The sequence below is a fragment of the Comamonas sp. Z1 genome, from assembly GCF_008121555.1.
In the GTDB taxonomy this organism is placed as follows: Bacteria; Pseudomonadota; Gammaproteobacteria; order Burkholderiales; family Burkholderiaceae_C; genus Comamonas; species Comamonas thiooxydans.
Map to the genome: position 1 here is coordinate 64,095 of NZ_VOQT01000010.1, position 24,695 is coordinate 88,789.

Below are 24,695 nucleotides of genomic sequence, written 5' to 3' on the forward strand. Positions count from 1 at the left end.
ATCAGCTGGTATTGGGGCAATAGCTTTGGTTCAACAAAGATGCCAGCCTATGCGCGACCTCCATTGGTTGTTCCACGGGTGAAGCATGACCGGCAGCCGCAAGCGTACCGTAGTGCGCGCCCAGCAGTTCGGACCAGGACTTGCAAGCTGCAGGTGTAGTCACCACATCGTGCTCGCCGACCCAAACCTCGACCGGCATGCCAAGCCTGCCCCGTGCCTGTGCCAGATCGCTGCCGCAAAGCAGCTCGACCGCCTGCGCATAGCCCTGCGGCTGCATGCGCGCCGTATTCCAGCGCACCCATGCACGCACGGCTTCAGGAGCCTCGGAGGACACCAGGCGCTGATCGATAACGGCCGCCAGACCGGCGACGCCCTTCTCGGCCAGAGCCGCCAGGCGGCCCTCGCGTACCTTGGCCTGCTGCTCGGCCTTGGCTGGGGCGCCGTAGCCGCCCGCCGGGCTGATGAGCACCAGTTGCTCGACCAGCCCGGGGGCCGCCGTGACTGCCAGCCTGGCCGCCATCAGGGCGCCCAGGGAATGGCCGACCAGCAGGCAGCGCCGCACACCGAGCACCAGCAGTGACTGGGCCAGCACCTGCGCATAGTCGGCATCGGCAGGCGCCGATTGGGCCAGCGGCGTCGACACGCCATAGCCGGGTGCATCCCAGGCCAGAACGCGCGCCTTGTCACCCAGCTGCAGCGCCACATCCAGCCAGGATGCAGCCCCGGAGCTGATGCCATGCAGCAGCACCACCGCAAAATCGGAGCTGGCATCGCCAGCCTCGCGCCAGGCGACCTGGGCCTTCTGCGGAAGCTTCACCAGCTGCTCGGGAAAACCGGTCTGCAGCAGCTGTTGTTTCAGCGACAGCAAATCCTCGTGCATGACAAAGCTCAGCGCTTGATCTTGGCCAGAGGGTGCTCGGGCGGATAGGTCGGGGTGACAGGCTTTTTGGCGCCCAGCATCACGCACATCAGCGCATCTTCATCACCGACATTGATCTCTTCGCGGTACACGCCGGGCGGCACCGAAACCACATCGCGATCGGTCAGGATGGTCTCGAAACGCTCGCCGTCCTTTTCCAGCACCAGCTTGAGCTTGCCGCGCATCACGAAGAACACTTCTTCCACATCGGTGTGCAGATGCGAAGGGCCTTCATGGCCGGCGGGAATCACCATGGTGGAGAAGGTGAAGTTTTCCGACGGAATGGTGTTGCTGTCGGAGGCCACGCCCGTGCCGCCCGTGCCGATGTAACGCATCTGGCCGCGGCGGTATTTGGGATCAAAGTCGGCCTGGAACTTCAGGGCATCGAAGTCGTACTTGCGCGTGGCAAAGCGCGCAATGCGTGTGCTCATCCAGTCTTCAAAGCTGGAGCCTTCGGGGCGATCCCAAGTACGGGCGCTGTTGTCTTGTGCGATCTCGCTCATATGTCTCTCCTGAAACCGTTGGTGAACACAAAAAGCGACCTGCTTTTTGTTTTACTAATAAAACCAGGTTCATTTGGCGAAACAATTATAAGAAGACTTGCCCGATATCAACAAGCACATTTCCTTGTTGCTGCGGTGGAGACAGGTATCGGTGTGGCGTTTTTCCCCGCCCACACAGGCACGGGCCTGAAAACAGGCATAAAAAAAGGAGCGCCAAGCGCTCCTGTGAACTCGCCTTGAAGGACAAGATGAAAAACTCTCAGGCGTCGCGCAGCTCCCTGCGCAGGATCTTGCCCACGGGAGTCTTTGGCAGATCGGTGCGAAAGACGATGTGGCGCGGACGCTTGTAGCCAGTCAGATTGGCATGGCAGTAGTCGCGGATGGCCTGCTCCGTCAATGCCGGATCTTTTTTGACGACGACGAGCTTGATGGCCTCGCCGGACTTTTCGTCGGGTACGCCGACCACCGCGCACTCCAGCACGCCGGGGCAGTTGGAGACCACGTCCTCGACCTCGTTGGGGTAGACATTGAAGCCGCTGACGATGACCATGTCTTTCTTGCGATCCACGATCTTCACAAAGCCGCGCTCGTCCATGGTGCCGATGTCGCCGGTGAGGAAGTAGCCGTCCGCCGTCATGACCTTGGCGGTCTCGTCGGGGCGCTGCCAGTAACCGGCCATGACCTGCGGGCCCAGCACGGCGACTTCACCGGGCAGACCCGGCTCGCTCACGTCCTGGCCGTCGCTGCCGACCAGCTTCACATAGGTGCTGGGCAGGGGCACACCTATGGTGCCCGAGTAAGCCGTGGCCGTGACCGGGTTGCAGGTCACCGAGGGGCTGGTCTCCGAGAGGCCGTAACCCTCGCAGATGGGGCAGCCGGTTTTCTTGAGCCACAGCTCGGCGACCGCGCTCTGCACGGCCATGCCGCCGCCCACCGAGACCTTGAGGTGGCTCCAATCCACGGTGCCGAAGTCGGGGTGGTTGGCCAGTCCGTTGAACAAGGTGTTCACGGCCGGAAAGCTGTGGAAACGGTGCCTGGACAGCTCCTTGAGCGTGGCCTTGAGATCGCGCGGATTGGGGATCAGCACAGTCTTGCCGCCGGTACGCATGGCCAGCATCATGTTCACCGTGAACGCGAAGATGTGATAGAGCGGCAGCGCGCAGATGCTGGTGGGCTGCTCACCTGCCGGCACCTTCTTCATGGCCGGCTCGTTCCAGGCTTCGGACTGCAGCACGTTGGCAATGATGTTCCTGTGCAGCAGCACGGCACCCTTGCTCACGCCTGTGGTGCCGCCCGTGTATTGCAGCAGTGCCATATCGTCGGCCTTGAGCACCGGTGCGTTCAAGGTCGCACCACGCCCCTTGGCCAGCGCGTCCTTGAAGCGCACGGCACCGGGCAGACTGAAGGGCGGCACCAGCTTCTTGACGGAGCGCACCACGTAATTGACCAGCATGCCCTTCAACAGGCCCAGCTCGTCGCCCATGGCGCAAAGCACGATGTGCTGCACGGCGCTGCCATGCATGCCGTCCTGCAGCGTCTTGGCGAAGTTCTCGATGATGACGATGGCCTTGGCGCCCGAATCCTTGAGCTGATGCTCGAGCTCGCGTGCCGTGTAGAGCGGGTTGACGTTGACCAGCACATAGCCGGCACGCAGCACCCCGGCCACGGCCACCGGGTACTGGGGAATATTGGGCATCATCAGCGCCACGCGGTCGCCGCGCTGCAGCCCCAGGCTTTGCAGATAGGCGGCAAAGAGCTTGCTCTGCGCATCGACCTGGGCGAAGGTCAGCTCCTTGCCCATGAAGGAATAGGCCACCTTGTCGGCATGCTTGGCAAATGCCTCTTCCATCAAGGCCACCAGCGATGGATACTGCGACGCATCGATGTCCGCAGGAACTCCCTCTGGATATGCATTCAGCCAAGGACGGTCACTCATTCTTCTGTCTCCGTGTCTTATCGTCTGATCCGGCCATTGTGATAAAAAGCACGGTCGTTCGATACTGTAGTAACCCTAGGAAACAAGCCGGGTCACCTTGGTAACAGAAGTCAAAACCCATGAAAAAAGCCCGCAGGCACCAGGCCGCGGGCTTTGAGTGTTTCCAGCCTCCAGCGCTTACTGGTAAAGCGCTGACAGCTATCAAACCTGAGTTTACTTGACCAGCTGGGCCAGATCGCCGGCGGCGTACTTCTTGGCCATTTGCTCCAGGCTATAGCCCTTGATCTTGGCGCCCTGGCCTTCGCAGCCGAACTCGATGTAGCGGGCCTTGCAGACTTGCTTGGCCGCTTCGCGGGCAGGCTTGAGCCATTCGCGGGCGTCGAACTTGTCGGGATTCTCGGCCAGGAACTTGCGCACGGCGCCGGTCATCGCCAGACGGATGTCGGTGTCGATATTGATCTTGCGCACGCCGTACTTGATGGCTTCCTGGATCTCTTCCACGGGCACGCCGTAGGTTTCCTTCATCTTGCCGCCGTACTGGTTGATGATGGCCAGCAGTTCCTGAGGCACGGAGGAGGAGCCATGCATCACCAGGTGGGTGTTGGGGATGCGGGCGTGGATTTCCTTGACGCGCGAGATCGCCAGGATGTCGCCTGTGGGCTTGCGGCTGAACTTGTAGGCGCCGTGGCTGGTGCCGATGGCAATCGCCAGTGCGTCCAGCTGGGTGGCCTTGACGAACACGGCAGCTTCTTCGGGATCGGTCAGCATCTGGCTGTGGTCCAGCTTGCCTTCGGCGCCGATGCCGTCTTCTTCGCCAGCTTCGCCGGTTTCCAGGTTGCCCAGGCAGCCCAGCTCGCCTTCCACGGTGGCGCCGATCTGGTGGGCCATGGCCACCACCTTCTGAGTCACGTCCACGTTGTAGTCGAAGGACGAAGGGGTCTTGCCGTCGCTCATCAGCGAGCCGTCCATCATCACCGAGCCGAAGCCCAGGTTCAGCGCGCCCTGGCAGACTTCAGGCGTGGTGCCGTGGTCCTGGTGCATCACCAGGGGGATGTGGGGATACATCTCGGCAGCCGCCTGGATCAGGTGCTTGATGAAGGGCTCACCGGCGTACTTGCGAGCACCGGCGCTGGCCTGCAGGATCACGGGCGCGCCGACTTCGTCAGCCGCCGACATCACGGCCTGGACCTGCTCCAGGTTGTTCACGTTGAAGGCGGGGATGCCATAGCCGTTTTCAGCAGCATGGTCCAGCATTTCGCGCATCGAGATCAAAGGCATGGTGGGTTCCGTTCAAAGTTTTGAGAGGCAACGCCCCCGGCGATGAATCACTGCAGTGCGCCGCACTGCAGCTGTGGCCCGGGGAAAGACCAGCGGCCACGCTTCGGTAACCGCTTAGTAACCGGGTATTTTAACCGGCTAGCGGTAATTCCATGCGATAGCAGGTGGTGAAGCCTCGCGGCGCCTCGGCCACCATGAAGCGCCCGCCATGGGCCTGCATGACACGGCTGACGATTTCATGGCCCAGATGCAGGCTGTCCACGGGCGGCACATGGTCCGGTGCGGCATCACGTCGGCCATCATCGCAGACCTGCACCCAGGCCCGTTCCTGGACGCTGTCAAGGCCGGCCTGCACCTCGATCTGCGTGCCTGTCGGCGTGTGACGCACGGCGTTTTCCACCAGATTGCGCAGTGCCGAATCGAGCAGCAGCGCATTGCCGCGCACTGGCAGCTCCTGCGGGGCCTCCACGGAGATCATGTCTTCACGCTGCCAGGCATGCTGGGCCTGCGCCGCCGCCACATTGCGCACCACATCAGCCCAGTTCACGGTCTGCAAAGGGGCATCCAGCATGCCGCGTCCAGCCCGGGCCAGGGTCAGCAACTGATCGAGCACATGGCCGGCATGCAGGGCGTCCCGGCCGATGCGCTGCAGCGCGGCCTGCATGGCAGCGGTATCGGTCTGCCCCTCCGACTTCAGCGCCTGGGCCTGCAAAGCGATGGAGGCCAGCGGCGTGCGCAGCTCATGGGCCACTTCATTGGCCAGATTGCGCTCGCGCTCCAATGCCTCCTGCTGGCGGTCGAGCAAGGTGTTGATCGAGCTGACCATGGGCGAGAGCTCGCGCGGCACATGGGCATCGGACAAGCGCTGGTCACGACTCAGATCCAGCGCCTCCACGCGTTGCGTGAGCTGATTGAGAGGACGCATGCCTCGGCGCATGGCCACACCCAGCGCAATCACGATCACCGGCAGCAGCCAGAAACCCGGCTCTATCATCTGCATGGCGATGTCGTCGGCCAGACTGTCGCGCTCGGCCAGGTCGATCATCACCGTGACCTTGGCGGTTTTGTCGTGGCTCCACTGGGTATAACTGCGCCAGGCCTTGCGTTCATCCGCACCAATCGTGGCAAAGCCCTGCTCGATGTCGAAATCCGGCAAAGGCGCCTGTCCGGTGCGCGAGATCAGCAGTCCTTGCGCATTCCAGAGCACCACGCTCAGCGACTCCTGATAGTCGTGGGCGTGCAGGCCTGCAGGCGGCTGGACAGCCGTGGTCTGTCCGACCGGCACATCGTCCTGCACATGCCAGTTCAAGGTCAGCGCAGCCACTCCTGCCAAGTGTCCGTCGGTCAGTTCATCGGCCTCGTGCACTCCGGTCTGGTAGCCCCAGATGACGAAGCTGCCCCAGACCAGCGCCAGCGCGCCCAACATCCAGGCCAGCAGATTCAGCTGCAGCGAGCTGCGGCGCATGCCGGTTTGCGGCATGGCCTTCACTCCTGCTCCTGCGGCATGAAGTAGCCCACGCCGCGCATGGTCACAATGATCTTCTGGCCCAGCTTCTTGCGAAGATGGTGGACATAGACCTCCACGGCATTGCTCTCCACCGTATCGCCCCAGCTGTAGAGATGCTCCTCGATTTGCGGGCGCGACAGCACCCGCCCGCGCGCCAGCAACAAGGCCCAGAGCACGGCAAATTCGCGCGGCGAAACCTCCACCTTCTGCCCCGCCTGCCGGATGGTGCGGGCAGCCGGGTCCACCTCCAGATCCGCATGGCGGATCACCGGCGATGCCTGACCGGCCGCGCGGCGCATCATGGCGCGCAAGCGGGCCTCGAGTTCGTCCATGTCAAAGGGTTTGACCAGATAGTCATCGGCCCCCAGATTGAGCCCCGCGACCCGGTCCTGCACCTGATCGCGTGCCGTGAGGATCAACACCGGCGTGGCCGGATCGGGCAGTTGCGGCACACCGGGCCGTCCTGTCTGCAGGCGCAGGCGGCGCACGACCTCGCTGCCATCACCGTCGGGCAAACCCAGGTCCAGCAACACGGCATCGAAGCGCTCGGCACTCAGGGCATGCCAGGCCTCGGCCACGCTGGCGCACACGTCCACCGCATAGCCGCGCTGCATGAGATTGGTTCGCAGCCCTGCTGCAATGCCTTCGTTGTCTTCGACCACCAGAATTCGCATGCACGCATTGTGCGCGGCAATCCGCAATCCGCTCAACTGGCTGGTCAACGCCGACACTCACCTCCCCTGATTGCGCATGGGCTTGACATCCGCAAGCCAGCATTTCGCTTTAACATCGGCCACCTTTTATTGCCGCAATCTGCCGCAGCGCCTTCATGTTCTTCTTCGATCCATTTCTGTTTGCGCTGTTCAATGCCGATGCCCAGACGCACTGGTTCAGCATCCAGCTGGCACGTGCACTCTCGGCCTGGTTGCCCAATCTCAGCGGCATTCTTGTCCTCATCGCCCTGGTGTTCGGCTCACCGGCAACACGCCGCACCATGTTGATGCTGCTGCTGTCCATGGCCACGGCCTGGCTGATCGCCAGACTCATACGCTGGGGCTTCCCGGCTCCGCGCCCGTTCCAGCTCAATCTGGGCACGCTATGGATTCAGCATGGCGGACGTGCCGGCTTTCCCAGCCTGCATGCCAGCGGAGCCTTTGCCCTGGCGATGGCCCTCAGCCTGGGCGCAACCCGCCACCGCAAGCCGCTGGTCTGGCTGGCCTGGATAGCCGCCATCGGCATCGCCTGGAGCCGCGTCCATCTGGGGGTGCACTTTGCGTCCGATCTGATGGCCGGCGCGCTGGTAGGCATTAGCGGTGCGCTCATCGTCTGGCATATTGCCTTCCAGCTGCGCCGTCGCCGCCATCTGCGCGTCGTGCCGCATCTCAAGCGCCTGCGCAGCGCATGGGCGGCCCAGGGCTGAGCCTGCTCTTAAGCGCTTGTTAAGAAGCGCTTTCTATTGTGGCGGCCATGAAGTCGTCCGCCCCCTCGCTCCCCCTCCCGCCTCTTCGCCAAGCCTCCGCTCCAGCCCTGCTGAGCTGGACTGTCATTGCCCTGAGCTGCGTACTGGCCTGGGACATGAGCAGCCTGGACATGCCCATGGCGCACTGGTTTGGCAGCAGCCAGGGCTTTGCCCTGCAGAACGACTGGTTCATGGTCAACATTGCCCATGAAGGTGCGCGCAAACTGGCCTGGGCCATCGTCATGGGGCTGAGCCTGATGATCTGGTGGCCTATCGGCTGGATGCGAAAAGTGTCTTACCCACGCCGGATACAACTGGTGGTGGGCGCACTGGTCTCGCTCATCATCATGGCGCTGATGAAACGCATCAGCGTGACCAGTTGCCCCTGGGACCTCGCCGACTTCGGCGGTGTAGGCCACTATGTCTCGCACTGGGCCTGGGGTGTCATAGATGGCGGCGGCGGCCACTGCTTTCCGGCCGGTCACGCCTCGGCGGGCTTTGCCTTCATCAGCGGCTACTTCGCGCTGCGCCACGATCTGCCGCGTGCCGCGCGCCTGTGGCTGGCCGCGGCCCTGGTGGCCGGATTTTCCCTGGGCCTGGCGCAGCAGATGCGCGGCGCTCACTTCATGAGCCACACGCTGTGGACCGCCTGGCTGTGCTGGACGGCAAGCTGGTTTTGCGATCTGCTGACCACCCGCCGCCTGGCGCATCAGGTACCGGCGGATGCAGCCCTTTCTCCCGACGAGCTGCTTGCCCAGGACTGAGCTCAGCACACACGCAAAGGTCATTCATGCTGCTTTTCGATGCCCCCGTATTTCACTTTCTGAATGCCAACACCCAGAGCCCGCTGTGGTGGATTCAGGCCTCGCGCCTCGCCTCCAACTGGTTGCCCGGCCTGTGCGCCCTGCCCGTGATTGCCGCCATGCTGGCGCTTGGCAAGGGCTGGCGGCGCAGCCTGCAACTGGCCTTGCTGTCCATGGCATGTGCCTGGGTGACCTGCCGTCTGATTCGCTGGGGCCTCCCCATGCCCAGGCCGGCGCAACTGGGCATGGGCATGCAGTGGATAGCACATGGTGCCAGCGCCAGCTTTCCCAGCATGCACGCCGCCGGCGCCTTTGCCCTGGCTCAGGGCGTCAACCTGGGCGTGGGCAGACATCAGCGCTGGCTGGTTGTTGTCGCATGGCTTCTCGCCACCAGCGTGGCACTGAGCCGCGTGGTGCTGGGCGTGCATTTCCCGTCGGACGTTCTGGCCGGCATGCTGGTCGGTACCGCCAGCGCCGTGCTGGTCTGGCGCAGCGCCCTGCAGATTAAACAAGCCCGTCGTCGCCAACAGCTCAAGCGCCGCCTGCAACCCCAGCTCGGCTGATTCACGCCATCAAAAAAGAAAGCTGCCAGCGCTTATGCATAAAGCGCTGGCAGCTTTTTTGATGAGGCATGCTTCAAGTCAGAGGCATCGAGCAAGAGCCGCCTCGCAGCGAAGATGCCGTCCCCCCTCGGGGGGACGCGGCATAGCCGCCCAGGGGGCTCACTCCACCCTGCAGATCTTGAGCATATTGGTACCACCGGGCTGGCCCATGGGCTCGCCGCAGGTGATGGCGTAGACATCGCCGGACTGCACGATGCCGCGGGCCAGCAAATGGCCCTTGGCCTGGTCCAGCGCCATGTCGCGCTCGGCGCTGGTGTCCATCAGCAGAGGGCGCACGTTGCGGTACAGCGCCATCTTGCGCTGCGTGGCCAGCTTGGGTGTCAGGGCGTAGATGGGAATATGGATGCGATGACGGCTCATCCACAGCGCGGTCGAGCCGGAGTCCGTCAGCGCCACGATGGCCTTGGCACCGAGGTGATGAGCGGTGAACAGCGCGCCGATGGCGATGGCCTGGTCGGTACGCTTGAACTGGCTGTTGCTGAAGTCGGCATCCTTGACGCGGTCTTCGGCCGCTTCCGCGGCGGCGCAGATGGCTGCCATTTCACGCACTGTTTCCAGCGGGTACTTGCCGGCAGCGGTTTCGGCGCTCAGCATCACGGCATCGGTGCCATCCAGCACGGCATTGGCCACGTCGCTCACTTCGGCACGGGTGGGCACGGGGTTGGTGATCATGGACTCCATCATCTGGGTCGCGGTGATCACCACCTTGTCCATGTCGCGCGCCATGCGGATCATCTTCTTTTGCAGCGCGGGCACGGCGGCATTGCCCACTTCCACGGCCAGATCGCCACGGGCGACCATGATGCCGTCGGAGACCTTGAGAATTTCTTCCAGGCGCGGAATGGCCTCGGCACGCTCGATCTTGGCGATCAGGCCGGGCTTGTGGCCGTACTGGGCAGCGGCCACATTGCACAGCTGGCGCGCCATTTCCATGTCGGTGGCGTTCTTGGGGAAGCTCACGGCCACGTAGTCGGCCTGGAAGGACATCGCGGTCTTGATGTCTTCCATGTCCTTGGCGGTCAGTGCGGGAGCCGTCAGGCCGCCACCTTGCTTGTTGATGCCCTTGTTGTTGGACAGCTCGCCACCCAGCTTGACGACGGTGTGTACCTCTTCACCGCGCACCGCGTCCACGGTCAGCACGATCAGGCCGTCGTTGAGCAGCAGCACATCGCCGGCCTTCACGTCACGGGGCAGCTCCTTGTAATCAAGGCCCACGCCGTTGATGTCGCCCAGTTCGGTGCGCGATGCATCGAGCACGAAGCGCTCGCCGGGCTCGAGCATGACCTTGCCCTCGGCAAACTTCCCGACGCGGATCTTGGGACCCTGCAGGTCGGCCATGATGGCCACTTCGCGGCCTGCACGCTGGGCAGCCTCGCGCACCATGGTGGCACGGTCGATATGGTCCTGCGCCTTGCCATGGCTGAAGTTCAGGCGCACGACGTTCACGCCTTCGCGCACCATTTGTTCAAGCAGTTGCGGATCGCTGGAAGCGGGGCCCAGTGTGGCGACGATCTTGGTAGCACGACTCACTTGCATGAAATGTCTCTCTCGCGATGGAATGTAATCGGGTTTCAATTCTGGCACGAATGCGGTTACATGACTGCATCTTGCACGCTGCTGCCGCACCCGACAAGCCAGCCAAAGGGCCGCAAAAATAGTAGCTGCCTATGCATGTCAATTAACGAACTCATGTCATATCAAGCATGAAATGTTTATATTTCAAGCGCTTGCAGCTACTGATTCAGAAGCATAAGAGCGAAACTCGCGCCCGAATCGGTGCGCCTGCTGCAGCGCATCAAAGACCGCGTCGAAACAGTTTTGCCCGGCAGGTTCAAATGTGCAGGCCTCAGATCAGCCCGTGCGAGAGTAGATAGGTCACCACATGCGTGAGCATGGCGGCCTCGAGTCCGTAGCGCCAGAACATGATGCCCGCCAGCAACCCATAGACGCTTTCACACACCAACAGCTGCAGTACGACCGGCACCGGCAACTCGCCGACCACGGTCCAGCCCAGAAATACCGGAATGCAGCCGGACAGCAAGGCAGCCAATGCAATCGCCGCCCAGCCCAGCCTCCAGTCCGGGCGCTGCCTGGGGCTGCCGAAGGCCTTCCACAACATCCACATCACGCCGGTCAGCATGCCAAGACGCAATAGCAACTCTTCGGTAATCGCGCCGTAGAGCAGCTTGGGCCATAGCGGCAGGCCGTAGGCCGGGTCCACAAAAGACATGCTTTCGGGCCAGACCACGGCCAACGTCACCAGCCAGGCGGCACCGATCACGCCGCCCGCCACGCCGGGCAGGCTCAGCACGCGCACGCCGCGCCATGGCATGCGTCCCTCGGCCACGGCATGAATCAATGGTGCGCTCAAGCCCAGCCTCGGGCCCAGCCGGACCCCGAGGCCCACGCTCAGCGCCAGCAGGACGCTCAACCCCGCCGTCGCGGCCCAGCCGACCACAATGTCGGAGCCGCCACTGGCCAGAGCGGCCAGCCAGGCCGGCGGCGTCGTCCAGGCCAGCGCCACCACGCCTGGCAGACCCAGCAACCAAAGCAGCAAGCCCATGCGCGCGGCAGACTGTGGCCTGGCCGCAGCGCGATGAGACAGGTGGGCAAAGGTCTGCGGCATGTTGAACCCTGGCTCAGGCCTCTCAGTCACGCATCAACGCTTCGATCTCGTCGGCCTTGACCGGCACGCCGCGGGTGATGAGCTCGCAGCCGGTCTCGGTGACGATGGCATCGTCCTCGATGCGGATACCGATGTTGTGGAACTGCTCGGGCACGCCGGGTGCAGGACGCACATAGATGCCCGGCTCTACCGTCGTGACCATGCCGGGGCGCAGGATGCGGCTGGGGCGATTGGCAATGGTTTCGCCCGAGATCGGGTCCTTGCGCTCGCTGATCACGCCCAGCTCGCTGGGTTCCACATAGCTGCCGCAGTCATGCACATCCATGCCCAGCCAGTGGCCGGTGCGGTGCATGTAGAACTGGAAGTAGGCACGCGACTCGATCACATCCTCGGCCGTACCGTACTTGGTACGGTCCAGCAGTCCCAGGTCCAGCATGCCCTGGGCCAGCACAGCGACGGTGGCGTCATGCGGGTCGTTGAAGCGATTGCCGGCCCTGGTGACGGCGATCGCCGCTTCCTGGCTGGCCAGCACCAGGTCGTACAGCGCACGCTGCGCCCCGCTGAACTTGCCGTCGGCCGGGAAGGTGCGCGTGATGTCACTGGCATAACCATCCAGTTCACAGCCCGCATCGATCAGCACCAGCTCGCCCGCGCGCACCGGAGCCTTGTCGGCCTGATAGTGCAGCACGCAGGCATTGGCACCGGCTGCCACGATGGAGCCGTAGGCCACGTACTGCGAGCCATGCTGGCGGAATTCGTGCAGCAGCTCGGCGTCCAGATGGTATTCGCGCACCTCCTCGCCATTGCGGATCATGCGGGCCGAGCGCTGCATGGCACGCACATGGGCCTGGGCACTGATCTGCGCGGCGCGGCGCATGATGTCCTGCTCATGCAGGTCCTTGACCAGACGCATCTCGTCGAGCAGCGCACAGGCATCGCCCTGCTGTGTGGGGCAGAGCACGCCAAAACGCGAGCGGGCGCGCACCTGGCTGAGCCAGCCTTCGACCTGTTCGGCCAGGCCCTTGTGGGTGGCAAAGGGGAACCAGACGCGCTCACGGTTTTCCAGCAGGCGCGGCAGGCGGGAATTGATTTCATCGCTGGAGAAGGCCTGAGCCATGCCCAGCTTGGTCTTGGCCGCCTCGGGGCCCAGGCGATAGCCGGTCCAGACCTCGCGCTCCAGATCCTTGGGCTGACAGAACAGCACGCTCTTGCCGTCGCTGGTCAGCACCAGGCAGGCATTGGGCTCGGAAAAGCCCGTGAGGTAGTAGAAGTAGCTGTCGTGGCGATACAGATACTCGGTATCGCGGTTGCGATGCAGCTCGGGAGCCGTAGGGATGATGGCGACACCGCCGTCGCCCAACTGGGCGGCCAAGCGTGCGCGGCGTTGGGCATATACAGAAGTCATGGGCATATCGTAATGCTGGCCGGGCATCTGTACATCAGCTTACATCTGCGGATGTCAGCTATTGCGCTCCTGCCCTTGTGTCGGTCTGAATCCCGGTGGCCAGCAGCGCCATCGCATCACCGGGCACCAGGGCCTCGGGCTGACTCGCGCGCCAGCCCGACCAGAGCAGGCTTGCCCCGGACAGAATCAGCAGGCCGCAGACCAGCCATTCCACCAGCCTTTTGGGCCAGGCGGGCGGATGTCTGGCACTCCACCAGGTCACGCCCGTGACGACAGGAAAGGCCAGTGCCGTCCAGCCCATGACCGCCCAGTTCAGTTGCCCCTCCACAGCCACCATGGCAGCGCGCAGCAAGGAGCAGGAGACAAACATGGCAAACAGGCAATGGCGCACCAGCATGCGATCCAGCGGCTGGCGGTAGAGGTGATAGACCATGGGCGGGCCGGGCGTGGCAAACAAACCGCCGAGCAGCCCCGACGACACGCCGGCCACCCACATCGAGACAGGGCCCGAGGGCTGGTCCAGCGCCTTCTTCTGCATCAGCAGCAACATGGCGCACAGCACGATCACCAGGCCCAGCAGCATGCGCAGGCCGTTGAGCGTATTGCCGCTGAGCCAGTGCAGCAGCAGCACCCCGCCGACCACGCCCAGCACGCTGCTGATGAGCATGGGCTTGAGCATGACCCAGTCCGGCTCGAAGCGGTAGGCGCGCATATAGCTGATGCCGTTGATGATGGACAGCAGACAGGCCACATTGGCCGCATCGGCAATATTCATCAGGCCCGTGGCCCCTGCCACGCCGACAAAGATCAGCCCGAACGCGAAGCCCGTGAGGTTCTGGCAGAACGCGGCCAGCCCCACCAGAGCCATGAAGAAAACGATTTGCATGCACTCACCCGATGACGGCCACAAGAGGAACTGTGGATTTGCATCCGGTTGCGCCAGTCAGAAAATTAAAAAGCATAGCAGACGCTTGCCATGACAAGCATTCGTGCAATCCACAGAGAAGCTCCTCAACTCATAGCTTCTAGCTCTTTGTTGCCATGGTTTTCAAGGTAATTCATGGGGTAAGTATTTTGATCTGCTGCGCCGACCACTCGATCAGCTCGCCACGCTGCGCATGCCAGCCTTGGGGCGCGAAATCCGGCCAGTGACAAAGCAGCTCGCGGGTTGGCACATCCCATAGCCAGCCCTGCCCTTCGCCCACCACCAGCAAGCGACCGCGCACGCAGTGCAGATGCCGGGCAGGCGGCAGGCCAGGCATGGGCCAGAGCTGGCCCGCATGGCCTTCCTCGGGCACAGGCGCATGGATATCGAAGATCACCACGCCCGGCGCATGCAGGCAGTCGCCAAAGCCATCGTCATCCCAGTTGCCGACGTTCCAGATCGCGACGCGCGAGTCATCCAGCCACACGCAGGGCTGGTCCCAGCCCTCGCCCTGCGCCAGCCGCTTGCGCGAGGGGCCGTCCTCGGATTCCCAGCGATTGCCATCCAGCCAGGCGGGCAGCGACCACACGGCGGGAATGCCCACGGGTGCCCAAACCCAGCCGTCGTCCAGCAGCCATTGCTGCGAAGGGCTGGGCAGAAGACGGCCATGAAAATAATCCAGATAGTGCGGCCGCTCGAACGCCAGCCCATCGCGCTCGGTCAGGTTCTCGCCCGTCGCGCAATCCATGGCATCGAGCCGGTTCCACTGCGTGCGGTGAATCAGCACATCGCGGCCCTTGTGCTGGACAAATGCGATGGAAAAAGGCACGGTCCTGGGGTGGTAGTCGCCCCCAAAAAGCTGCACGACGCGCTCGCCCGTACGCAAATTCACCAGCACGCCAAATGAGCCTCCATCATCTGCAATCACCGCATAGTCGCCACTGAGCGCGCAATGCACCTTGAAGCCATGCGGCCAGTGCGGCGCAGGCGGTGTCGGCTCTGGCAAATCCAGCTGCGCCAGTTGCTGGCTCCGGCCGCTTGGCAGCTTCAACGCATGCAAGCCGCCGTCCCCGGTCAGCAGCAGCAACTGGCCCCAGCCAGCCTGCGCAGTGCAGGCGTGGACGATGTGCGGGCCTTGCCAGTCGATGCTGCGTGCGCTCATGTCTCAGCCCTGATTGAGCTGGGCCAGTCGCTCGGGCGTGCCCACATCGACCCAGCGGCCGGTGTAGAGCGAGGCCCCCACGCGGCCGTCCTGCATGGCGCGGCGCAGCAGCGGGGCCAGCGGGGCGCGCAGGCCTTCGGGGTTTCCGGGCTGCACATCGAACCACGGTGCTGCAAACAGCTCGGCTTTCAAGAGCGCAATCGTGCTGTAGGTATAGCGCGGGCGTTCGTCGTCGGCAGACAGATCCAGCGCCTTGCCGTCCTCGCTCAGACCAAAGTCGCCACGCGGATTGTGTGCAGGATTGGGCACCAGCCACAGATGGGCCAGTTCATCGCTGTGCGCAAACGCCTGGGCATCCTGCACCGCAAAGCAGAAATCCGGCGCATAGACATCGCCTGCGGCCAGCCAGAAAACCCGGCCCAGCTGAGGCAGGGCGCGGCTGATGCCGCCAGCGGTTTCAAAGGCTTTCTCGGGTTCCTCCGAATAGGAAAGCCCTAGCTTCGCGGTCGCGCCCCCATCGGGTTGCGGCACGAATTCATCGCCGAAATACGCGGGAATCTGCGCCCCCAGCCAGCCGGTATTGATGACGGCCCGTGCCACGCCCGCAGCCTGCAGCGCCTGCAGGTGCAGCTGCAGCAGCGGAACGCCCTGCACCTTGAGCAACGGCTTGGGCGTGATATCGGTCAGAGGCCGCATGCGCTCGCCCCGGCCTGCGGCCAGCAGCATTGCAGGGGGTTGCACCAGGAGGGAAGCAGCATTTTCTACAGTCATTGCAATCAGCTTTTCAACACGGTTTGAGGTGCGCAAGACACCTGTTTCTGGGGTTGCACTGTAGAGCATTGACCCGCATCCCGCCTGCGAAAATTGGGCCTCCATTAAAATGATGGGCTTAGCAGAATTACCCCTCCTTTTCGGAGCGCCCTGATGGCCAACACTCAAAATATGGCGAATGCAATCCGTGCACTCGCAATGGATGCCGTTCAACAAGCCAATTCCGGCCACCCCGGTGCCCCCATGGGCATGGCCGACATGGCCGTAGCGCTGTGGAGCCGCCACCTCCAGCACAACCCCGTGAACCCTCACTGGGCCAATCGCGACCGCTTCATTCTGTCGAACGGTCACGGCTCCATGCTGATCTATGCGCTGCTGCACCTGAGCGGCTACGACCTGCCCATCGAAGAGCTGAAGAACTTCCGTCAGCTGCACAGCAAGACTGCCGGCCACCCCGAAGTGGGCATCACTGTCGGCGTGGAAACCACCACCGGCCCTCTGGGCCAGGGCATCACCAATGCCGTGGGCTTCGCACTGGCTGAAAAGCTGCTGGCTGCCGAGTTCAACAAGGACAAGCACGAGATCGTCGACCACCACACCTATGTGTTCCTGGGCGATGGCTGCCTGATGGAAGGCATCTCGCATGAAGCCGCCGCGCTGGCCGGTGCCTGGAAGCTGAACAAGCTGATCGCCCTGTACGACGACAACGGCATCTCCATCGACGGCAAGGTTGCCCCCTGGTTCATCGACAACACGCCCGAGCGCTTCGAAGCCTACGGCTGGAACGTGATCCGCGCCGTGGACGGCCACAACGTGGACGCCCTGGACAAGGCCATCGCCGCCGCCAAGAAGAGCGCCGACAAGCCCACTCTGATCTGCTGCAAGACCCATATCGGCAAGGGCTCGCCCAACCGTCAGGACACGGCCAAGGCCCACGGCGAACCTCTGGGCGCCGAAGAAATCGCACTGACCCGCGCTGCTCTGGGCTGGACTCATGGCCCCTTCGAGATCCCTGCCGAGGTCTACACCGACTGGAACGCCAAGGATCTGGGTACCAAGGCCGAAGCTGCCTGGAACGAAAAGTTCGCTGCCTACACCGCTGCCTTCCCCGAGCAAGCCGCCGAGTTCACGCGCCGCATGGCTGGCGATCTGCCTGCCAACTTCGGTGAAATCGCCGCCAAGATCGCCTCCGACGCCCATGACGCCGGTGCCACCGTGGCCAGCCGCAAGGCCAGCCAGCTGGCTCTGGAAGGCCTGACAGCCGCTCTGCCCGAGCTGCTGGGCGGCTCTGCCGACCTGACCGGCTCCAACCTGACCAACACCAAGTCCACCCCCTCTTTCCGCGTGGACGACAAGGGTGCCGTGGTCAAGACCGAAGAAGGCCAGATCGGCCGCCACATCAACTACGGTGTGCGCGAGTTCGGCATGGCCGCCATCATGAACGGTGTGGCGCTGCACGGCGGCTTCATCCCCTACGGCGGCACCTTCCTGACCTTCTCCGACTACAGCCGCAACGCCATCCGCATGGCCGCCTTGATGAAGCAGCGCGTGATCCATGTGTTCACGCACGACTCCATCGGCCTGGGCGAAGACGGCCCCACCCACCAGTCCATCGAGCACGCAGCCTCCCTGCGCCTGATTCCTGGTCTGGACGTGTGGCGCCCCGCCGACACCACGGAAACCGCCGTGGCCTGGACCGTGGCCCTGAGCCAGAAGAACAAGCCCACAGCCATGCTGCTGAGCCGCCAGAATCTGGCTTACTCGCCCAAGAGCGAAGACGCGCTGGACAACATCGCCTGCGGCGCCTACGTGCTCTCCGAGCCCAAGGATGTGGGCCTGAAGGGCAAGAAGGCCCAGGCCGTGATCATCGCCACCGGCTCCGAAGTGCAGCTGGCTCTGGCTGCCCAGAAGCAGCTGGCCGAACGCAAGATCGCCGTGCGCGTGGTCTCCATGCCCAGCACCACGACCTTCGACAAGCAGGATGTGAAGTACAAGAAGGCCGTGCTGCCCGCCGGCCTGCCCCGCATCGCCGTGGAAATGGGCGTGACCGACTTCTGGTGGAAGTACGGCTGCGCCGCCGTGGTCGGTATCGACACCTACGGCGAATCCGCTCCCGCAGGCGTGCTGTTCAAGCACTTCGGCTTCACCGCCGAGAATGTGGCCGACACCGTGCAGGTCGCCCTGCAGAACGCTGGCAAGTAAGCGCAAAAGGGGCCTCGTGCCCCTTTTTTCCGGCTGAAGTTTGCTCACCCGCAGTCCTCAGCCATCCGGACCAGGCCCAGGGTGCCGAGTCCGGGCACAATCCGCTCCGGTTTTTCATTACTCACTATCTACGAGGCAACTATGACGATCAAGGTTGGTATCAACGGCTTCGGCCGCATTGGCCGCAACGTGCTGCGCTCCGCAGTGCAAAACTTCTCCGACATCGAAATCGTCGGCATCAACGACCTGCTGGAGCCCGACTATCTGGCTTACATGCTGAAGTACGACAGCGTGCACGGTCGCTTCGACGGTGAAGTTTCTGTCGAAGGCAACACCCTGGTCGTCAACGGCAAGAAGATCCGCCTGACCCAAGAGCGCGATCCCGCCAACCTGAAGTGGAACGAAGTCGGCGCCGACATCGTGATCGAGTCCACCGGCCTGTTCCTGACCAAGGAAACCGCCCAGAAGCACATCGACGCAGGCGCCAAGAAGGTCATCCTGTCCGCTCCTTCCAAGGACGACACCCCCATGTTCGTGTTCGGCGTGAACCACGGCACTTACAAGGGCGAAGCCATCATCTCCAATGCTTCGTGCACCACCAACTGCCTGGCTCCCGTGGCCAAGGTGCTGAACGACAAGTGGGGCATCAAGCGCGGCCTGATGACCACCGTGCACGCAGCGACCGCCACGCAAAAGACCGTGGACGGCCCTTCCAACAAGGACTGGCGCGGTGGCCGCGGCATTCTGGAAAACATCATCCCCTCCAGCACTGGCGCTGCCAAGGCCGTGGGCGTGGTGATCCCCGAGCTGAACAAGAAGCTGACCGGCATGTCCTTCCGCGTGCCAACGTCTGACGTGTCCGTGGTCGACCTGACCGTGGAGCTGAACAGCGAAGCCACCTACGAAGAAATCTGCGCCGAAATGAAGGCCCAGTCCCAAGGCGCGCTGAAGGGCGTGCTGGGTTACACCGAAGACAAGGTCGTCGCCACCGACTTCCGCGGCGAGACCTGCACCTCCGTGTTCGATGCCGAAGCAGGTATCGCCCTGGACAAGACCTTTGTGAAGGTCGTGTCCTGGTATGACAACGAGTGGGGCTATTCCAACAAGTGCCTGGAAATGGTGCGCGTGGTGGCCAAGTAATCCTCAAGGATTACCTGCCCAAACAGGCTCAATCGCTTATCAGATAAGCGCTGACAGCTATCAAAAAGCCAGCATGGGACGCCATGCTGGCTTTTTTTCGTCCCGCAAGACCGGAGCCGGCCGGAGCATGTCTCGGATACATTTGTAACACGCAGCCGCCACCAACGCCCCAGAGCATGAAGCGCGGCCACTTCCTCGGACAAGGCCACCATGTTTATTGCGATTCCTCTTGAGAACAAGCCTTCCTGGCGCTCACCGCCCTGGATGACGGTGCTGCTCATCATCATCAACTGCGTGATCTTCTGGGGCTGGCAGGCGCCCGAGGAAGATGCCGTGGAAAAAGCGGCCCAGCAATATGCCCAGACCGCTTTGCCAACGCTGGAGCTGCCACCGTTTCTGGCCTATCTGGAGGAGCAATCCGCCCAGGGCAGCAAGCGCTTCGACCAGCACACGCTGCAGGCCGTGCGAAAGCTCTATCAGCACAAGGCCTATGCCCAGCTCTATGCGCTGCTGTGGGAGGAGAAGAAATTCCGCCAGCGCCTGCTGGACGGCCAGGTCATCACCGCCAGCCACCCACGCTATGCGCAGTGGCAGGCTGCACGTGCCGCCTTCGCGCCCCACGAGCCGCGCGGCAGCTTTACCGAGCGCTGGTCCATGAGCTATGAGAATGGCGCCGGCTGGCAGCCCCTGCAGGCCTTCACCTCCATCTTTCTGCATGGCAGCACCAGCCATCTGCTGGGCAATATGGTGTTTCTGTTTCTGTTCGGCTTCACCCTGGAGCTGGCTTTGGGTGCCTTCACCTATCTGGCCTTCTACGTGATCGGCGGCATCGGCGCCTCGCTGTTCGCGCTGATGTTCTATGCCGGCATGGGCGGTTACGGCCTGGGGGCATCGGGTGCGATTTCGGCCCTCATGGCCATGTATGCGGTGATGTACCGCATGCGCCGCATCCGCTTCTTCTACATGCTGCTGTTCTACTTCAACTACGCGCGCTGGCCGGCCCTGATCATGCTGCCGGTCTGGATGGGCGTGGAGCTGCTGCAGCATCTGCTGGGCGGCAAGCAGGTGGCCTATATGGCGCACTTTGGCGGTCTGCTGACGGGCGCCCTGCTGATGTGGAGCTATATGCGTCTGCAGACCGTCGCGGCGCCAGTCAACGAAGAAGAGCAGGCCCTCGCCGCCGCCCGGCCGCTGACTGAAGCCGTGGCCCGGGCCCAGCGCCATACCGATGCGCTGGAATTTGGCCGCGCCGCTCCGGCCTGGCGTGAAGCAGCACGCCTGGCCCCCTCGGACCCGGCCATTCTGCGGGCCTGGTTTGAAAGCTCGCGCCATCAACCCGCCAGCGAAGACTTTCATGCTGCGGCGCGACGCATCTTCAAGCTGCCGGCCACCACGGACGCCGAACGCCAGCTGCAGCTGGCCAGCTATCGCAGCTATCAGCAGCGCGCACAGCCAGGAATGCGCATGAGCGCCGACACCATGCATGGACTGGTGCGCAGCTTCGTGCGCCTGGGAGCCCTGCCCGAGGCCGAAAAGCTCTGCCGCGCCCTGCACAAGCTGGCGGACCATCCCCAATGGCCGGCAAGCTTGCTGCTGCTGGTCAACGGTATGGCCCAGGCCGGGCGTGTGCAGGATGCCAAAGCCTGGCTGCCTGCGCTGCAGCAATCGGCTCCTGAGGAAGCTCTCACGCGCTGGCTGGCACAACAGCGCTAGCCAACGCCTTGCCGCACTCAGGTCTTGGCTTCCAGCTCCTGCAGCTCATCACGCAGCACCCACTGCGCCTCCTTGGTGCTCTCGTGCTCGGGAAAGAGCTGCTTCATGCGCATGTAAACGGCCACCCCCTGCATGGGCTGCTCCACGCCCTGCTTGTAGGCGCGCACCACCAGCTCCAGCATGGGCGGGATCAGAGTGCTGCCGGCAAAGCGCTTCTCAAAATCCTTGGCCAGGATCAAAACATACCTGGGCTTGCCGGCCTTCCAGGCCTGCTGTGCCAACTCGTAACTGAGCTGGGCCGAGTCGGGCTTGAAGTCCGGCTTGCGCTTGACGCAGCTCACCCAGGCTTCCAGGGCCTCGCTGGCGCGCTGCTGGGCGAGCAACATGGGAATGAAACGCTGGCCCAGCTCCGCCAGGGCATCCGCGCGTTCGGTCAGCTTGAGCACCCGGAAGTAACGGCGGCAATCGGGCAGGCTCTCATAGTCCTCCCGCTGCCATTCGCGCGCCTGGTTCACGGCCTCGTCCATCTTGTTGTCCTGCACCAGCCTGGCCACCAGCGCATCGCGATGCCTGGCCTCCAGGGCCGCAGGGTCGATCTGCACGGTCGCAGGCCCCTCGGGTGCCTGTACGGGATCGATATCCAGAGCCGCATGGTGCTGGTACATGACATAGCCGATCATGGCCGCCATCACCCAGCTGAAATAAATCAACACAAAGCTCACCAGGGGCAGCACCAATCCGGGCGCTGCAACCTTGAGCAGCATCGCCAGAACCATGGGCGAGCCCTGCTGCAGCAGAAACAGGAAAAAGCACAGCAGCAGATAGGACTTGCCGATACCGATAATCGTGGCCAGCAGCTCGAAGGGATTAACGGCCGAGCTCAGGCTATTGGTATTGATCAGCACCATCCAGGTGGCAGGAATCAGGAAGGCCACCAACAGATTGGCAATCACGCCCAAGGTCAGGCTGCGGGTCGCCATAAAGCCCACAAATATGCCGAACACGACGAGTACCCCGAAGAATTTCCAGGGCAGCCATTTCCAGTCCTCATCGACCTGACTGGACCGGAAATCGGAGCTATGAGTAATTCCACGAGATGCAAGTGCCGAAACCTTGAATGCATAACGGCTGACTGCCAGCATCAAGCCCAGGCCCACAAACAAGACTCCAATCCACCCGAACATCAAGCCATAACTGCATGCCGACAACAGCAATGCATAGAGCAAAGGCTCGGTCTGCAGAGGAAACAGAAAAAAGCTATTGAGCTTTTGCCAGAACGGAGGGATTTTCCACTCGGAAGAATCACCTTTTTGGTGAACACCACGTATCGAATTCAATGTCTGCTCTCCCACTCTCGGTTTGATGAATCATCTGCAAGCACGCTTGCAGTGACCTAATCCGCTCTGGTATTGCCCGATTTTTCTTTGAAATCGGGTCATTGCTGAATTCTGCGGTAGAAATTCGCCCTGAATCCAAATACCGATAAACAGCCGGCATATTGCTTTTTTCGCTTGCCAGAAACCCCGCAAACGCTTTTGCAGCCGTGCTGGCTGGCCAAACCGCCTTGAATCGATAACGGATATGACTGCAAGGATTGCAGGCAGCGCTTAAAGTGGCCCAGGTTTTATGGAGAAGCAGCGAATGATTCACAGCGCACACGCACAAAGCAGCCCCACCCCGTACCGCATCACTCTGACCGATGCCCAAGGCCATGTCTGGCATGCCGATGAACCCGTGAATGATGGCGGCGCCGACACTGCGCCCAATCCCATGCAGCTCATGCTCTCGGCCCTGGGAGCCTGCACGGCCATCACCCTGCATATGTACGCGGGTCGCAAGCAGTGGCCGCTAAGCCATGTCGATGTGGATCTGCAACTCAACCCCGATGGCAAGCCCGCGGATGCCAACCAGATCACGCGCAGCATCACCTTGCATGGCGAGCTGGACGACGAGCAGCGCCAGCGCCTGCTGCAGATTGCCAATGCCTGCCCCGTCCACAAGCTGCTGGAAGGCAAGGTTTCCATCCCAACCGCCTTGACCGAAGCCGCACAGGCATGAAAAAAGACACCTCACGCCCCACCGCGTGGTACTCGCCTCCTTAAGGAGGGCCGCCTCCATCTTGGGGACTGCCAGGCGATAAAAAAGCCCTGCAGTCACCGGCAGGGCTTTGGTCGCTGTTGTGTGTAACTTGATTACACCGTCACTTCCAGCGCACCCACTTCCACATAGTGTTCGAACTCGCGTTTGGCCAGAGATGCGGTTTCGGGCTGCTGGTCCTCTGGATCGACCCAGGACAGCACGTAGCTTGCGATGGCGGTATCGACCTTCATCTCTATGCCCATGGGAATCTGCTCGGACGGACCATCTCCGACACGATGCTCCACCTTGCCTGTGACGCGAGCGGCAAAGTGCTCGGGATACAGCTGGATCTCGACTGCCGAGATCTGGTTGCCTTGAATGCTGTGTTCGTTCATGTTTATTCCTCCTGCAGTTGTTAGGTCGCTGCGCACGAATTGCACAACGTGAAAGCCACTGCTAGCGGCCTACGCCTTAACTTAGCCGACTCCTGGCGGAGCCCGTGTCAGCCTATTGGCTGAATCCTCACAGTGATGTAACTGCGTGCAAGGCGTTGCTGCATTCTGCCGTCTGATTGCGCGAATACCGCATATCCCTGACACTCGAATCCCCTCGCCGTCAGGATTTGTCATGAGTGAATCAAAGAACTTACAACGTCTGCCCACCCGTATAGCCGATGTCGGCGGCATCCCCATCCACCGAGCCATTCCTCAGGCCGCGCTGCGCAAAGTAGGGGCCTGGTGCTTCCTCGACCACGCCGGCCCGGCCGTCCCCCCTCCTCCCGGCATGCAGGTCGGGCCCCATCCTCACATCGGCCTGCAGACTTTCACCTGGATGATCGAGGGAGAGGTACTGCACCGCGACAGCCTGGGCAGCGAGCAGATCATCCGCCCCGGCCAGGTCAATCTGATGACGGCCGGCCACGGCATTGCCCACTCCGAAGAAGCCCAGACACTGGGCGTGCATGCAGCCCAGTTGTGGATTGCCTTGCCCGACAGCCATCGCCATATCGCGCCCCGCTTCCAGCATTACCCCGACCTACCCAGGACCGAGATCGGCGACTTTGCCGTGACCGTGCTGGCCGGTGAAGCCCTCGGTCTGGCGGCCCCCGCAGAAGTCCACTCCCCGCTGATGGGCGTGGACCTTCTGGCCTGCGGCACGGCTGGCCAAGCGTGCGCCACCATGCCGCTGCGCGCCGACTTCGAGCATGCGGTGATGAGCCTGTCAGGCGAGGTGAAGGTTGAAGGCCAGGTGTTGCCCTCGCAGGAGCTGATCTACCTGCCCGTGGGCACGCAGGAAGTGCAGCTGGAATGCACGCCCGGCAGCCGCCTCATCATCATCGGAGGCGAACCCATGGATGAGGCCATCTTGCTGTGGTGGAACTTTGTGGCCCGCACCACCGAAGAGATGCAACAGGCCCAGCAGCAATGGGAGGCAGAGGCGGCCACCGATGCGGAGCTCGTCAACGGCCAGCCACGCCGTTTTGGCAAGCCCGTGGCTTCGCCTCTGAAGTCGTTGCACTCTCCCTCACTGGCTGGCGTCAGCCTGCGCGCCTCCAGATAATCCTGCCGGCGCTTATTCAATTCGCACCAATTTGGTGCGAATTGAATTTCTCAAAAAGAAAAATAAAAGCATCTTTGCAAGTTT

Annotated in this window: 23 protein-coding genes; 9 read left to right on the top strand and 14 right to left on the bottom strand. The window is 62.7% G+C overall.

Translation table 11 applies throughout. The features are described 5' to 3' along the window. Position 1 precedes the first annotated feature (1 nt). Positions 2–880 (bottom strand): alpha/beta fold hydrolase, encoded by an 879-nt coding sequence (locus FSY45_RS17555; protein ID WP_046460450.1) that lies wholly within the window; start codon positions 878–880, stop codon positions 2–4. Positions 881–888: 8 nt separating this feature from the next. Then, positions 889–1,422: a cupin domain-containing protein gene (locus tag FSY45_RS17560; RefSeq protein ID WP_003072476.1), complete on the bottom strand. Its 534-nt coding sequence runs from the start codon at positions 1,420–1,422 to the stop codon at positions 889–891. On the opposite strand from FSY45_RS17560, the gene FSY45_RS17565 reads away from it, so the two are divergent. Then, a complete protein-coding gene (locus FSY45_RS17565) occupies positions 1,423–1,662 on the top strand; it encodes a hypothetical protein (RefSeq protein WP_131667108.1) in 240 nt (79 codons plus the stop codon). It abuts the gene before it with no gap. Positions 1,663–1,681: 19 nt separating this feature from the next. On the opposite strand, the gene FSY45_RS17570 is transcribed toward FSY45_RS17565, so the two are convergent. The 4 genes from FSY45_RS17570 to FSY45_RS17585 all read right to left on the bottom strand — a co-directional run bounded on the left by FSY45_RS17570 (position 1,682) and on the right by FSY45_RS17585 (position 6,817). Next, the gene (locus FSY45_RS17570; RefSeq protein ID WP_004340316.1) at positions 1,682–3,358 is read right to left on the bottom strand and encodes a long-chain-fatty-acid--CoA ligase; all 1,677 of its coding nucleotides are present in this window, start codon (positions 3,356–3,358) and stop codon (positions 1,682–1,684) included. A 213-nt stretch (positions 3,359–3,571) separates the two neighbouring features. Beyond that, positions 3,572–4,636, bottom strand: coding sequence for a class II fructose-bisphosphate aldolase (gene fba / locus FSY45_RS17575; protein WP_004340312.1), 1,065 nt, complete (start codon positions 4,634–4,636; stop codon positions 3,572–3,574). A 130-nt stretch (positions 4,637–4,766) separates the two neighbouring features. Then, entirely contained in the window at positions 4,767–6,116 is a 1,350-nt protein-coding gene (locus tag FSY45_RS17580; RefSeq protein ID WP_046460506.1) for a two-component sensor histidine kinase, read from the bottom strand. Positions 6,117–6,121: 5 nt separating this feature from the next. Continuing rightward, a complete protein-coding gene (locus tag FSY45_RS17585; protein ID WP_004340295.1) occupies positions 6,122–6,817 on the bottom strand; it encodes a response regulator transcription factor in 696 nt (231 codons plus the stop codon). A 155-nt stretch (positions 6,818–6,972) separates the two neighbouring features. Here FSY45_RS17585 and FSY45_RS17590 point away from each other — a divergent pair, with 155 nt between their 5' ends. The 3 genes from FSY45_RS17590 to FSY45_RS17600 are packed head-to-tail and all read left to right on the top strand — an operon-like array spanning position 6,973 to position 8,968. Further along, positions 6,973–7,563 carry a phosphatase PAP2 family protein gene (locus FSY45_RS17590; protein WP_004340293.1) on the top strand — a complete coding sequence of 197 codons (591 nt, stop codon included), beginning with the start codon at positions 6,973–6,975 and terminating at the stop codon, positions 7,561–7,563. Between the two features lie 47 nt (positions 7,564–7,610). After that, on the top strand, positions 7,611–8,366 hold the full coding sequence (locus FSY45_RS17595) for a phosphatase PAP2 family protein (protein ID WP_046460449.1): 756 nt from the start codon (positions 7,611–7,613) through the stop codon (positions 8,364–8,366). A 26-nt stretch (positions 8,367–8,392) separates the two neighbouring features. Beyond that, the gene (locus FSY45_RS17600; RefSeq protein ID WP_046460448.1) at positions 8,393–8,968 is read left to right on the top strand and encodes a phosphatase PAP2 family protein; all 576 of its coding nucleotides are present in this window, start codon (positions 8,393–8,395) and stop codon (positions 8,966–8,968) included. A gap of 159 nt (positions 8,969–9,127) precedes the next feature. Here FSY45_RS17600 and pyk read toward each other — a convergent pair whose 3' ends face one another. The 6 genes from pyk to FSY45_RS17630 form a co-directional block, all read right to left on the bottom strand. Continuing rightward, a complete protein-coding gene (gene pyk, locus FSY45_RS17605) occupies positions 9,128–10,564 on the bottom strand; it encodes a pyruvate kinase (RefSeq protein WP_004340286.1) in 1,437 nt (478 codons plus the stop codon). Positions 10,565–10,874: 310 nt separating this feature from the next. Continuing rightward, entirely contained in the window at positions 10,875–11,654 is a 780-nt protein-coding gene (locus tag FSY45_RS17610) for a CPBP family intramembrane metalloprotease (RefSeq protein WP_012840250.1), read from the bottom strand. A gap of 22 nt (positions 11,655–11,676) precedes the next feature. Further along, positions 11,677–13,086 (bottom strand): aminopeptidase P N-terminal domain-containing protein, encoded by a 1,410-nt coding sequence (locus FSY45_RS17615; protein ID WP_046460447.1) that lies wholly within the window; start codon positions 13,084–13,086, stop codon positions 11,677–11,679. Positions 13,087–13,117: 31 nt separating this feature from the next. Continuing rightward, positions 13,118–13,945, bottom strand: a complete 828-nt coding sequence (locus FSY45_RS17620) for a sulfite exporter TauE/SafE family protein (RefSeq protein ID WP_039050306.1) — start codon at positions 13,943–13,945, stop codon at positions 13,118–13,120. Between the two features lie 172 nt (positions 13,946–14,117). Then, positions 14,118–15,146, bottom strand: a complete 1,029-nt coding sequence (locus FSY45_RS17625) for a hypothetical protein (protein ID WP_046460446.1) — start codon at positions 15,144–15,146, stop codon at positions 14,118–14,120. 3 nt (positions 15,147–15,149) lie between these two features. Then, positions 15,150–15,917, bottom strand: a complete 768-nt coding sequence (locus FSY45_RS17630) for a nucleotidyltransferase family protein (protein WP_046460445.1) — start codon at positions 15,915–15,917, stop codon at positions 15,150–15,152. A 153-nt stretch (positions 15,918–16,070) separates the two neighbouring features. On the opposite strand from FSY45_RS17630, the gene tkt reads away from it, so the two are divergent. From tkt to FSY45_RS17645, 3 genes are all read left to right on the top strand, one after another. Further along, positions 16,071–18,119 carry a transketolase gene (gene tkt / locus FSY45_RS17635; RefSeq protein WP_012840255.1) on the top strand — a complete coding sequence of 683 codons (2,049 nt, stop codon included), beginning with the start codon at positions 16,071–16,073 and terminating at the stop codon, positions 18,117–18,119. A 141-nt stretch (positions 18,120–18,260) separates the two neighbouring features. Then, a complete protein-coding gene (gene gap, locus FSY45_RS17640; RefSeq protein ID WP_003060372.1) occupies positions 18,261–19,259 on the top strand; it encodes a type I glyceraldehyde-3-phosphate dehydrogenase in 999 nt (332 codons plus the stop codon). Positions 19,260–19,469: 210 nt separating this feature from the next. Then, complete coding sequence (locus FSY45_RS17645) at positions 19,470–20,972, top strand: rhomboid family intramembrane serine protease (RefSeq protein ID WP_046460444.1); 1,503 nt, start codon at positions 19,470–19,472, stop codon at positions 20,970–20,972. A 17-nt stretch (positions 20,973–20,989) separates the two neighbouring features. On the opposite strand, the gene FSY45_RS17650 is transcribed toward FSY45_RS17645, so the two are convergent. Continuing rightward, positions 20,990–22,156, bottom strand: coding sequence for a hypothetical protein (locus tag FSY45_RS17650; RefSeq protein WP_223305612.1), 1,167 nt, complete (start codon positions 22,154–22,156; stop codon positions 20,990–20,992). Positions 22,157–22,613: 457 nt separating this feature from the next. On the opposite strand from FSY45_RS17650, the gene FSY45_RS17655 reads away from it, so the two are divergent. Further along, complete coding sequence (locus tag FSY45_RS17655) at positions 22,614–23,030, top strand: OsmC family protein (protein ID WP_003072435.1); 417 nt, start codon at positions 22,614–22,616, stop codon at positions 23,028–23,030. Between the two features lie 134 nt (positions 23,031–23,164). Here FSY45_RS17655 and FSY45_RS17660 read toward each other — a convergent pair whose 3' ends face one another. Beyond that, positions 23,165–23,446, bottom strand: coding sequence for a hypothetical protein (locus FSY45_RS17660; protein ID WP_046460442.1), 282 nt, complete (start codon positions 23,444–23,446; stop codon positions 23,165–23,167). A 232-nt stretch (positions 23,447–23,678) separates the two neighbouring features. Here FSY45_RS17660 and FSY45_RS17665 point away from each other — a divergent pair, with 232 nt between their 5' ends. Continuing rightward, positions 23,679–24,611, top strand: coding sequence for a pirin family protein (locus tag FSY45_RS17665; protein ID WP_012840259.1), 933 nt, complete (start codon positions 23,679–23,681; stop codon positions 24,609–24,611). Positions 24,612–24,695: the final 84 nt, after the last annotated feature.